10 protein-coding genes are annotated in these 12,191 nt (G+C 62.5%); 2 read left to right on the plus strand and 8 right to left on the minus strand.

Going from position 1 to position 12,191, the window contains the following annotated elements:
* Nucleotides 1-38: 38 nt before the first annotated feature.
* The 8 genes from tsaE to NKK47_RS09660 form a co-directional block, all read right to left on the minus strand.
* Nucleotides 39-1,550, minus strand: a complete 1,512-nt coding sequence (tsaE, locus tag NKK47_RS09625) for a tRNA (adenosine(37)-N6)-threonylcarbamoyltransferase complex ATPase subunit type 1 TsaE (protein ID WP_352576322.1) — start codon at nt 1,548-1,550, stop codon at nt 39-41.
* A gap of 8 nt (nt 1,551-1,558) precedes the next feature.
* A complete protein-coding gene (locus NKK47_RS09630; RefSeq protein ID WP_352576324.1) occupies nt 1,559-4,120 on the minus strand; it encodes a sensor histidine kinase in 2,562 nt (853 codons plus the stop codon).
* 188 nt (nt 4,121-4,308) lie between these two features.
* On the minus strand, nt 4,309-5,709 hold the full coding sequence (gene ahcY, locus NKK47_RS09635) for an adenosylhomocysteinase (RefSeq protein ID WP_352576326.1): 1,401 nt from the start codon (nt 5,707-5,709) through the stop codon (nt 4,309-4,311).
* Between the two features lie 156 nt (nt 5,710-5,865).
* Nucleotides 5,866-6,162 (minus strand): HPr family phosphocarrier protein, encoded by a 297-nt coding sequence (locus NKK47_RS09640; RefSeq protein ID WP_023677551.1) that lies wholly within the window; start codon nt 6,160-6,162, stop codon nt 5,866-5,868.
* Nucleotides 6,159-6,560, minus strand: coding sequence for a PTS sugar transporter subunit IIA (locus NKK47_RS09645; protein WP_023677550.1), 402 nt, complete (start codon nt 6,558-6,560; stop codon nt 6,159-6,161). The genes NKK47_RS09640 and NKK47_RS09645 overlap by 4 nt, the downstream gene beginning before the upstream one ends.
* Nucleotides 6,561-6,724: 164 nt before the next feature.
* Nucleotides 6,725-7,171 (minus strand): HPr kinase/phosphorylase, encoded by a 447-nt coding sequence (locus NKK47_RS09650; RefSeq protein ID WP_023677549.1) that lies wholly within the window; start codon nt 7,169-7,171, stop codon nt 6,725-6,727.
* Between the two features lie 31 nt (nt 7,172-7,202).
* Nucleotides 7,203-8,987, minus strand: coding sequence for a sensor histidine kinase (locus tag NKK47_RS09655; protein WP_352576328.1), 1,785 nt, complete (start codon nt 8,985-8,987; stop codon nt 7,203-7,205).
* 22 nt (nt 8,988-9,009) lie between these two features.
* The gene (locus tag NKK47_RS09660; protein WP_023677547.1) at nt 9,010-9,711 is read right to left on the minus strand and encodes a response regulator transcription factor; all 702 of its coding nucleotides are present in this window, start codon (nt 9,709-9,711) and stop codon (nt 9,010-9,012) included.
* 341 nt (nt 9,712-10,052) lie between these two features.
* Here NKK47_RS09660 and NKK47_RS09665 point away from each other — a divergent pair, with 341 nt between their 5' ends.
* Both NKK47_RS09665 and arfB read left to right on the plus strand, forming a co-directional pair.
* Nucleotides 10,053-11,663: a phosphoenolpyruvate carboxykinase gene (locus NKK47_RS09665; RefSeq protein WP_352568486.1), complete on the plus strand. Its 1,611-nt coding sequence runs from the start codon at nt 10,053-10,055 to the stop codon at nt 11,661-11,663.
* A gap of 79 nt (nt 11,664-11,742) precedes the next feature.
* Nucleotides 11,743-12,180, plus strand: coding sequence for an alternative ribosome rescue aminoacyl-tRNA hydrolase ArfB (gene arfB, locus NKK47_RS09670; RefSeq protein ID WP_023677545.1), 438 nt, complete (start codon nt 11,743-11,745; stop codon nt 12,178-12,180).
* Nucleotides 12,181-12,191 lie beyond the last annotated feature (11 nt).

The following is a 12,191-nucleotide window of genomic DNA, read 5'->3' on the forward strand; positions in this document are numbered from 1 at the left end:
CTGCTCATCCGACGCCTTCAGGCCCAAATCCTTAGCCGTCAAATCGAGCGTTCCTCCAGCAAGTCGTGGGCGATGTAGAAATCCTGCAGCCCGGCCAGCGCCGGATGCGCCAGTGCCCGGCGAAGATAGTCGCGGATGCGCGGCAGATGCTTCAGATAATAAGGCTTGCCGTCGCGTTTTTCGAGCCGCACGAAGATGCCGAGGATCTTGGAATTGCGCTGTGCGGCCATGATTGCATAGGTTTCGCGGAATTCGTTCTCATCGAAGGCACCGGCAGCGCGTCGCGCGGCGATGTAGGCGGCGAGCGTGTGCTTTTCGATTTCGGGTGAGATAGTGACGCGCGCGTCCATGGCTAGCGAGGCGACGTCGTAGGCGGACGGCCCGATCAGCGCGTCCTGGACATCGACGACGCCGAGGCGATCGTGACCGGAACGGTCAGCGCGCCAGATCAGGTTGGGTGAATGGAAATCGCGCAGCATCAGCGTGTATTCGCGTCCCTCCAGCCGATCGAGCACCGCACTCCATTCGCTGCGGTAACCGGCGCGCAGCGCCTCTCTAGGCGGAGCGCCTGATATCGCCGGGACATACCAGTCGACCAACAATTCGGCCTCGATCATCATGGCGTCGCGGTCGAAAGGCGGCACCTCATGGAAGACGCCGGGGCCGGCCTGCATGCGGGTCGGCCATGTTTTGCCGTGCATCATGGCAAGCAGTCCGGCCGCCGCAGCGTAGCGCTCGGCCACCGGCTGGCCGCGCTTGTCGAGAAACCCTTGGGAACCGAGATGCTCCAGCAGGAGAAAACCCTGGTCGAGATCCTGGGCATAGATTTCCGGGACGCTGACGCCGCCGGCCCGCAAGGCCCGGTCGATGGCGACGAACGCCGAAACGGATTGCGCGGTGTGAGCGATCTCGGCATAGGGTTTGCCGTCGCGGACTGGCGGTCCGAGCACCAGCCTTGGCGAGTTCATCAGCACCCGCGGCGGAAATCTGGCGAGCGTGACGATCTCGTAGGAGCGAGCCGAGGCATCACCGATGAAATATCGTCGCTGCGCTTCGCCCCAACCGGCCTGCCCGAGAAAATCGCGCATTGCCAGCGATCGCGCCGCGCGCTCGAAGGCGGCGCCCTCTCCCGATAGTCTCGCCAATCGGCCGTCGCCCTGCTGGAGAAGTTCGACCAGCACCGAGGTTTTCGGCAGATATGCCTCTGCCCGCTCCGGCCATTCGACCAGCGCGGCGCCTTGCGTCAGCGCCTCGTCGAAGCCCAGCTCATCCAGCTCGGATGCCGTGCCCAAGCGGTAGAGATCGAAATGATGAACCGGCACACGCGTGTCGTAGCTCTGGACCAGCGTGAAGGTCGGGCTCGGCACGTCGAGTCCGGCATCGTCGGCCAGTGCCCTGATCAGCGCCCGTGCCAAGGTCGATTTGCCGGCGCCGAGATCGCCCTTGAGGGCGAGCACGTCGCCAATGCGCAGCGACATGGCGAGATCCTCGCCGAACCTTGCCGTCGCAGCCTCGTCGGCGAGAAAATGCTCCAGCACCAATACCGCCATCGAACGCGCTACTCGGCCGCCGCGCGGATGCCGGACGGCGTGTCGGGAAAGGTGCAAACAACCGTGGTGCCCTTATCCCTGCCGGTCTCGATGCGGACGCTGCCGCCATGCAGTTCGACAAAGCTCTTGACGATCGACAGGCCGAGCCCGGCGCCACGGCGGCGGCCGCCATTGGTGCGCGGCTCGAAGCGCCGGAACACTGAGTCAAGCAGGTCCGGCGGCATGCCGGGGCCGTCATCGTGAACGGAAAATTCCACGCCGTCGGCAAGTTGGCGGCAGGCGAGCGTTATGGTGCTCGCCTCCGGCGCGTAATTGGCGGCATTGCTGAGCAGATTGTAGAGGATCTGGCGGACGCGGATCTCGTCGCCGTGGAAGGTTTTCGGCGCGGCCGCCGCGTCGATCCTAAGCTTGATCGCATGTTCCTCCAGCCGGTCGGCGACCAGTTCGGCGGCAGCCGTAATGGTTCGATCGATGTGAACTTCGGAAATGTCGAGTTCCATGATGCCGGCATCCACCGTCGCCAGGTCGAGGATGTCGTTGACGATGGTGAGCAGGACCGAGGAGGACGAGCCGACATGCCCGATATATTCGCGTTGCTTCTGGTTCAGCGGACCAGTCGACGGCAGTGAAAGAAGCTCGGTAAAGCCGATGATGTTGGTGAGTGGCGAGCGCAGCTCATAGGAGACGTGCTGCACGAATTCGTTCTTGATCTGGTCGGACTTTTGCAGCGCCTCATTCTTGTCCTTCAGCGCCCGCTCGACATTGACGCTGTCGGTAACGTCGACGAAGGTCATCATCACCTGGCCGTTGGGCAAAGGGATGACGGCGTAGCGCAAAACGGTGCCGTTGTTCAATTCGGTTTGGCCGTGGCGGTCGCGGCGCTCGTCGTCGAAGCCGGTGATGGCGGCAACGAACCCGCCCCACGGACTGTCGACGGCACGGCGGTCGCAAAGGTCGCGGATCGTCGAGACATGGACGTTGGGTTTTGAGGCATCGGCATCCAGCCCCCACAATGCCGCGAACGCCGGGTTCGACAGTCTCAGCCTGCCGTCGGGGCCGAACACAGCGACGCCTTCGGCGAGGTTGTCGAGCGTCTCGCCCTGGACCCGGACGGCGGTCTGGTAGCGGCTTTCAAGGTCCATCTTCTCGGTCAGGTTCTCGAACACCCAGGTGACGCCGCCCTTGGGCTGCGGATTGGCGACGACGCGAATGGTCTTGCCGTCCGGCAGATGCCACCAATGCTCCTGCGATTCAACCGCGCGGTAAGCGCCGAGCAGGCTCTCTTTCCAGCGCCGCCATTCGGGCTGCTCGGCGATCTTGCCTTCGCTGCGCAGGCGGTCGAGCAGCAAGGCGTTGTCCGGCGCGCTGTGCAGGAAGCCGCTGTCGAGGCCCCATAGTTTCTGGAACGCCTGATTGAAAAACCGCAATTTCTCGTCGGTGTCGAAAATCGCCACGGCGGTGTTGAGCTGATCGAGCGTGTCGGCGTGGCTCTGCATGGTCCGCTCATATTCGGCGCGAATGGCCTCGATAGCGCTGATGTCGCAGGCAAGACCAGCCGAACCATCCGCCCCGGCAAAATCGGTCACGGCAAACATACGGCGGTCGCCTTCGATGACCGTGGAGAGCGTCTGTTCAAAGACCGCGCGCGACTTGTGCTGCGCAGCGATCGTGTCGCGCGCCTGGCCGCCGAGGAATTCCTTGCCATCGCGGACCGCCGCTTCGGCATTCTCGGCCTCGACCGCTTCGGCGTAGGCGCGGTTGACCCATTTCAGCCGCCCGTCGACAGTACGCAGCCATGACGGCATCTTGAGCGCATCCAGAAGACCGATCAGCGTCTCATGGTCGGCGGCTAAGCGCTGGTTCTCGATCTTCAGCCTGGCCTGGCTTCGCTGTGTCTCCGAAAGCGAGACGAAGCGAACCAGCACATGCGCCGCACTCTTGCGGCCGTGAACCTCGAGCGGCTGGCCGGCCTGCGATTCGATGACCAGATCGAACGGCTTTGCCTTGTCCCGCAGTGCCGCGACGGCATGTTCGAGTGCGGCCGCCGAACGCGGCATCAGCCAGCGGCCGAAAGCCAGGAAGGCCGCCCGGTCCTCCGGCGCGCCGCTCTCGATCGGCAATGTCCCGACAAGCTCGGGCTTCTTGTTCTCGGCCGCCCATACCACCACGCGCTGATCGCGGGAATGGAGCAGCGCCTCCGAGCGCTGCAGCGCGGCATTGACGTCGGCGATACGGGTCCTGAGCTCGGCATTTTCCGCCGCGGTGCGCGCCCGTTCGCGGATCAGAAAGATGGCCGACAGCAATGCCGCCCCCATGACGCCGACGAACATGGCGAGTTGCATGACCTCGACCGTGCTGACCGACAGCCCGGCCTTTTGCGCCACGCGGGTTTGGGCATGTGCAGTAAAGCCAAGCAGCGGACCAACCAGCGCGGAAGAAGCAAGCAGCACCCCGACACGGCTGCCGGCGCGCCATAGAAGGCTGCCGCCTCTGGCAGCGGAGCCCGTGATCGAATCGTTATGGCCGCCGGAAACGGCCTGTCCCGCGCAAGGCGGGTTATCCCCCGGCATGTCTTGGTCCTCTTCGCCGCCTGAATGCAAGACCGCCCTGATGCGTGCGCCCGGGCCTCGTCCCCGGACCGCGAATCAGCACCATAGCGCTTGCGCGAATCGGCGTGAAGAATCAATCAGCGCAAAAATAAAGCCGGGCGAAAAGTCAATCGCCCGGCTTCAATATCTAGTGGCAAGTTTCGCCGTGGTTAATAGCGGTAGTGTTCCGGCTTGAACGGTCCCTGCGGAGTGACGCCGATATAGGCCGCCTGTTCGCCGGACAGTTCGGTCAGGCGGGCACCGAGCTTGTCGAGATGCAGGCGCGCGACCTTTTCGTCGAGATGCTTCGGCAGGACATAGACCTGGTTCTCGTACTGGCCGGGCTTGGTGTACAACTCGATCTGGGCCAACACCTGGTTGGTGAAGGACGCCGACATGACGAAGCTCGGGTGGCCGGTAGCGTTGCCGAGGTTGAGCAGGCGGCCTTCCGACAAAAGGATCATCCGCTTGCCGTCCGGGAAGGTGATCATATCCACCTGAGGCTTGATGTTGGTCCATTTCAGGTTGCGCAGCGAGGCCACCTGGATCTCGTTGTCGAAGTGACCGATGTTGCCGACGATCACCATGTCCTTCATCAGGCGCATGTGGTCGAGGGTAACAACGTCCTTGTTGCCGGTGGTGGTGATAACGATGTCGGCCGTCGGCGCTGCGTCTTCGAGCGTGACCACCTCGAAACCGTCCATCGCCGCCTGCAGCGCGCAGATCGGATCGACCTCGGTGACCTTGACGCGGGCGCCGGCGCCCTTGAGCGAAGCCGACGAGCCCTTGCCGACGTCGCCATAGCCGCAGACAACCGCGACCTTGCCAGCCATCATCGTGTCGGTGCCGCGGCGAATGCCGTCGACAAGCGATTCCTTGCAGCCATATTTGTTGTCGAATTTCGACTTGGTGACGGAATCATTGACGTTGATCGCCGGGAACGGCAGCAGGCCTTTTTTCTGCAACTGATAGAGCCGGTTGACGCCGGTCGTCGTCTCTTCGGTGACGCCGCGGATCGCTTCCTTCTGCTTGGTGAAGAAGCCGGGCGATGCCTGCATGCGCTTCTTGATCTGGGCAAACAGGATCTCTTCCTCTTCGCTGCCCGGATTGGACAGCACATCCTCGCCGGCCTCGGCGCGGGCGCCGATCAGGATGTACATGGTGGCATCGCCACCGTCGTCGAGGATCATGTTGGAGGTGCCGCCATCGGCCCACTGGAAGATCTTGTCGGTGTAGACCCAATAATCCTCCAGCGTCTCGCCCTTGACGGCAAACACCGGAATTGCGGCCTCGGCAATGGCCGCGGCAGCGTGGTCCTGGGTCGAGAAGATATTGCAGGAAGCCCAGCGGATATCGGCGCCGAGCGCCTTAAGCGTTTCGATCAGCACCGCCGTCTGGATGGTCATGTGCAGCGAGCCGGTGATGCGCGCGCCCTTGAGCGGCTTCTTGTCGCCGAATTCTTCGCGGCAGGCCATCAGGCCCGGCATTTCGGTTTCGGCGATCTCGATCTCCTTGCGGCCCCAGCCGGCAAGCGCGATGTCTGCGACCACATAGTCCTTGCTACCCGTCATGGCAGTGCTCCGATGCGAATTGATTGCGGGACGCGCCCGCCCCGAAAGCGTGTCGGAGGGCGCGAGTTGCCGGCCTGACTAGCAGATCGGGAGTCGGACGACAATGGGATATAAAGAAATCTTTATCCGTGCATGTCTTCGGAAGCGACCCGCACGTCAGCATTCCTCGCCAAAACGGGAAGCAACCAGTTGCTCCAGCGCATCGATGACCTCTTCGGCCTCCGGGCCGGTGGCGGTGACGCGGATCGAATAACCGGGGCTCGCCGCCAGCATCATCAGGCCCATGATCGAGGTGCCGCCGACCTTGACGCCGTCCTTCTCGACCTGGACCGTGGCGTTGAAGCCACTGGCGATTTGAACGAACTTGGCCGAGGCGCGTGCGTGCAGGCCGCGCTGGTTGACGATCGGAAAGTCGCGAACGATCTTGTCCTTTTCCGGCAAGAGCGCGCTCATTTGCTGCTCAGGAGTTGACTGGCGACATTGATGTATTTACGGCCGGCAGCCTGCGCCTCATCCAGCGCGGCCGTCATGTTGTCGCCCTTGCGAACGCTGGACAGCTTGATCAGCATCGGCAGGTTCATGCCGGCAATGACCTCGATACGCCCGGATTCCATCACGGAAATGGCAAGGTTAGAGGGCGTGCCGCCGAACATGTCGGTCAAAACGATGACGCCTGATCCCGTATCGACGCGGCCGACTGCCTCGATAATGTCGCGGCGGCGCTGTTCCATATCGTCGTCGGCACCGATCGCCACGGTCTCGAAATTGTCTTGTGGCCCAACGACATGTTCCACGGCATTGCGGAACTCGGCGGCCAGTTGACCGTGCGTTACAAGCACGAGTCCGATCATTCTTTGGTGGCTCCCGTCATCGCCGCTTCACAGGCGCATTTTATGCTCGCCGACCGTTCCAGGTGGCGGGAGCGCTATCTTGTCGACGCAAGGCCCGTTGACAAGCCCAAAATTGCGCCGGCCCAAGCCAATTTGACGCATTGCAGCAAAAAATCGAAATCGGATCACAGGAAAGGCGCAATCGACAGGCGCGACATCAATGCCGGCAAGGCCGCCGCTACATTGCGCTCGGCAAGATCGATGCGCGGCACTGGTACGCCGACAACGAGTTCGCTGCAGTCTTCCTGGAAGCGGGCCATTTTGCCGGCTGGCACCAGCCGGATAATGAGGTCGATCACACAGCTTGGCTCGAACTGTATCGGTTTGGGGCCGAATCCCGGCACCTCGACGAGGCCGGCTATGCTGGCTGGTGCGCGGCAGACCAGCCGCCCGTCGCAATCTGCAGCATAGAGCTGGTCATCGCCGATCAGCCGGGAAAACAGCCCACGCTGGCTGCAATGATCGATCAAGGCGAGCGCCAGCGTCGTCTTGCCCAAGCCGGACGGTCCGGTGATGAGAATGCCGCGATCACCTATCAGGATCGCGGTGCCGTGAATATTTTCAGGCTGCACAATAGGACCAGGCGTGATTGGAATTCATCCGTCAGCCTTCCGCCGGCAGCGTCACCACGAAGCGCGCGCCCTTGATCTCGCCAGGCTTGGTGCCCGGGATGTTCTCGGCGCTCAGCGTGCCGCCATGGGCTTCAACGATCTGCCTGGATATCGACAGGCCAAGGCCCGAGTTCTGACCGAACGCCTCGCCGGCCGGCCGATCGGTATAGAACCGCTCGAAAATGCGATCGATGTTATCGGCCCGGATACCGGGTCCATTGTCGTCGATGGTGACGATGTTGAACTTGCCGGCGCGCGCCAGCGATATGGTGATGTGGCCACGTTCCTCGGGAACGAACGAGCGGGCATTCTCGATCAGGTTGGTGATCACCTGGCCGATCCTCAGATCATGACCGACGACGAAGTAGCCTTTCACGCCCTGTGGCAGTTTGGCGACCTTGAATTCGATCTCGACCGCCTTCTTGTTGCGCGTGGCCTCGCGCGAGACGGCGACCAGATCGGTGATGAACTTCTTGAGGTCGACGGTTCCCGCATCTTCCCGCGCCAGCTCGGCATCGAGACGGGAGGCATCGGAAATATCGGTGATGAGACGGTCAAGCCGCCTCACATCGTGCTGGATGATATCCATCAGCCGGCTGCGCGAATTGTCGTTCCTGGCCAGCGGCAATGTCTCCACCGCGCTGCGCAGCGAGGTAAGCGGGTTCTTCAACTCGTGCGAGACATCCGCGGCAAAACTTTCGATCGCCTCGATGCGGGCGTACAGCGCATTGGTCATGTCGCGCACGGCGATCGACAGATTGCCGATCTCGTCCTGCCGATCGGAGAAGTCGGGGATTTCCTCGCGGTTCTTGACACCGCGGCGAACCCTGACGGCCGCCGCGGAAAGCCGGCGCAGCGGATTGGCGATGGTGGAGGCCAGCAGCATCGACAGGATGGCGGTAACCAGGGCGGCAATGCCGAACACGCGCAGGATGGCCTTCCGCTCGGCCGCGACGATCTTGTCGATGTCGCCGCCTTCGGTCGACAGCATCAGCACGCCGAGAACGGCACGGAAGCGCTGGATCGGCACCGCCACAGAAACGATCTGCTCGCCTTGCTCCGAGATCCGCACGATCGTCGACGGGCTGCCGGTAAGCGCCTTGACCACTTCCGGAAACGCGGCGCCGTTGCCACCTGGCTGCTCGCGATAGACGGGCAGCTGCTTGTTGCGAAAGAAATCGAAGACGAATTTCTGGATGCGCTCCAGAAGGTCCGGCTGCTCCTCTTCGACCGGCGGCAGGTCGTAGCGAAGGATCTGGCCGCGCGAATAGAGATGGCGGGAATCGAGCAGCAGGTTGGCGTCGCGGTCGTAAATGCGGGCGCGTGTGCGCGTCGGCGAGATCAACCGCCTGAGCACCGGCGCCACGCGCTCCGGATTGATCGGGAAATCGAGATTGTCGAGCTGATCGGAGCCCGGGCCGAGGCTTTCGCCGGCCTGCAACTCGAGCAGCTTCTCCGGATCGATGCTGATCGAATCGGTCTCGACCGTCGCCGAGGCGGCGATCGCGCCGGCGATGATCTCGCCTTGAGTCATCAGGCTCTCGACACGGGCGTCGATCAGCCCGTCGCGAAAGGTATTGAGATAGAGAATGCCGGTGACCAGGACGGCAAGGCCGGCAAGGTTGAGAAAGAGGATACGCCGCGTCAGGCTGGAAAAGATGTGATGGCCGAGAAACCGGCGCATCGGCACCGTAATTTTCGACACGAAGCCGGGCAGAATCCGCGGCGGGCGCCTGGCGGCGCCCGACCGTCTCACTCGCTCTACTTGCACTGCCATCGAATAGCAGCTCCCGCTCGACTCAAGCTTCGCGGAACCGATATCCGACTCCGTAAAGGGTTTCGATCATTTCGAAGTCATCATCGACGGCCTTGAACTTTTTGCGTAGCCGCTTGATGTGACTGTCGATGGTGCGGTCATCGACATAAACCTGCTCATCATAAGCCGAATCCATCAGCGCATCACGGCTTTTTACAACGCCCGGACGCTGGGCCAGCGAATGCAGGATGAGGAACTCGGTGACGGTCAGCGTCACCGGCTCGCCCTTCCAGGTGCAGGTGTGGCGCTCCTGGTCCATGACAAGCTGGCCGCGCTCAAGCGACCGGGCCTGCTGGTTGGGCGCCTTGGCAGCCGCCTCGCGGGTGCTGGCGCGTCGCAGCACGGCGCGGACGCGTTCGACAAGAAGACGCTGCGAGAAGGGTTTGCGGATGAAGTCGTCGGCGCCCATCTTGAGGCCGAACAGTTCATCGATCTCATCGTCCTTGGAGGTCAGGAAGATCACCGGCAGGTCGGATTTCTGACGCATCCGGCGCAGCAACTCCATGCCGTCCATGCGCGGCATCTTGATGTCGAGGATGGCGAGGTTCGGCGGGCGCGCCGCCAGTCCCTCCAGCGCCGATGCCCCATCCGTGTAGGTTTCGACCCGATAACCCTCGGATTCGAGGGCGATCGAAACCGAAGTCAGAATGTTGCGATCGTCGTCGACAAGCGCGATTGTTGCCATTTCAAGCGGCTCCCTCATGAGCTGTCCCTTCTTTGTCGAGAAGGGGCTTTTGCAGGACAAATTAGGCACAAAATGTGGCATAGGCTGTATCCGCTGTCACGCGCGGCATGTCGACGGCCACAATTGTACCTCGATATGGATTGGACGAATGAACATCGCCAATCCTTTGGGCAACCATCAGTGTTTTTGCACATATAAACGATTTAAACAACTTTCAAAATATTTAAATCGATTAATGATTTGATATCATTCGCCTTTTCTGGTTTTGACGTTTTTAGCTCCTGCAATGGGAGTTCCGGAATTCGCCGGTAAAGACGCGGTAAATCGAAGAAGGGACACCCATGTCGGAAGCCGGCAAACGCAATCCTGCATGTGCAATCGATCGGATCGGCCTAAGAACCACGGGCGTGGTGCGCTATAATTTCGGCGCGGCCGCGCTCTACGAGGAGGCAATCCGCCGTGGCGAGGCCCGACTCACCGCGCATGGCGCGCTTGCCGCCGAGACCGGGCAGCACACCGGCCGCTCGCCCAGGGACAAATTCGTGGTGCGCGACGAAAGCACCGCGCCGCATGTATGGTGGGACAACAACAAAGCGATTTCGCCGATCCAGTTCGATACGCTGCTTGGCGATTTTCGCGCCCACGCGGCTGGAAAGGACCTTTATGTGCAGGACCTGGTCGGCGGCGCCGACGAGGAGCTGAAGCTGCCGACCAGGGTGATCACGGAGCTTGCCTGGCACTCCTTGTTCATCCGCAATCTGCTCATCCGACCGGCCGCCGCCGAACTCGAGCATTTCATGCCCGATTTGACGATCATCGACCTGCCGTCGTTCCGCGCCGATCCCGCCCGCCACGGCACGCGCGGCGAAACGGTGATTGCCGTCGATCTTTCGCACATGATCGTGTTGATCGGCGGTACCTCGTATGCCGGCGAGATGAAGAAGTCGGTGTTCACCGTGCTCAACTATCTGCTGCCGGCAAAAGGTGTGATGCCGATGCACTGCTCGGCCAATGAAGGGCCCGTCGGCGACGCGGCCGTTTTCTTCGGCCTTTCCGGGACCGGCAAGACGACGTTGTCGGCCGACCCGTCGCGCACGCTGGTCGGCGACGACGAGCATGGCTGGGGACCGCACGGCATCTTCAATTTCGAGGGCGGCTGCTATGCCAAGACGATCAAGCTTTCGGCCGAAGCCGAGCCGGAGATCTTCGCCACCACCCAGCGCTTCGGCACGGTGCTGGAGAATGTGGCGCTCGACGCAGGCCGCGTGCCGGATTTCGACGACGGCGGGCTGACCGAAAACACACGCTGCGCCTACCCGCTCCACTTCATCCCCAACGCCAGCAAGACGGGGCGCGCCAGCCACCCGAAGAACATCATCATGCTGACCGCCGACGCATTCGGTGTGATGCCGCCGATCGCGCGGCTGACCCCGGCGCAGGCCATGTACCATTTCCTCTCCGGCTATACCGCCAAGGTGGCGGGGACCGAGAAGGGCGTTACGGAACCCGAAGCGACATTTTCGACATGCTTCGGCGCACCGTTCATGCCGCGGCATCCGTCGGAATACGGCAATCTGTTGCGCGAGCTCATCGCCCGCCAAGGCGTCGATTGCTGGCTGGTCAACACCGGCTGGACCGGCGGCGCCTACGGCACCGGCAAGCGAATGCCGATCAAAGCAACGCGGGCGCTGCTTGCGGCGGCGCTCGACGGCTCGCTGAAAGCGGCCGACTTCCGCACCGACGCCAATTTCGGTTTCGACGTACCGGTGACGGTTGCCGGCGTCGACCGCGCCATTCTCGACCCTAGATCGACCTGGATCGACAAGCCCGCCTACGACCGGCAGGCGGCAAGGCTGGTCGGCATGTTCGTCGACAATTTCGAAAAGTTCGAAGCCCATGTCGACGCCACCGTGCTCGGCGCCGCACCACGCATGCAGGTAGCGGCTGAATAGCCGTCGCCCCGGGTGATGCTTCAAGGCCCGGCTTCGATCGGGCCTTTTCTTTTTTCGCCTGCCGCGCCATGAGTGCGGCATGAACGCCGACGACAAGATCATCATTACCGACGATGCGGTGATTAATCCGGGCGACCTGCACGAGGACTTCATTCGTTCGTCCGGCCCGGGCGGCCAGAACGTCAACAAGGTGGCGACGGCAGTGCAATTGCGCTTCGATGCCGCCAATGCGGCTGGCCTGTCGGAGCGGGTGCGCGAACGGACCATCAAGCTTGCCGGCCAGCGCGCCACCAAGGACGGCGTCATCGTCATCGAAGCTGGACGCTTCCGCACCCAGGAGCAGAACCGGGCGGACGCCCGGGCGCGGCTGACGGCACTGGTCGCCAAGGCCGCCGAACCACCACCACCGCCGCGCAAGAAGACCAGGCCGTCCAAAGGCGCGGTCGAAAGACGACTCAAGAGCAAGGCCGGGCGCGGCTCGATCAAGAAACTGCGCGGCCGGGTCGGGGATGAGTGACAGCCGAAGCG

It is taken from the genome of Mesorhizobium sp. M0019, assembly GCF_040323975.1.
Lineage (GTDB): Bacteria > Pseudomonadota > Alphaproteobacteria > Rhizobiales > Rhizobiaceae > Mesorhizobium.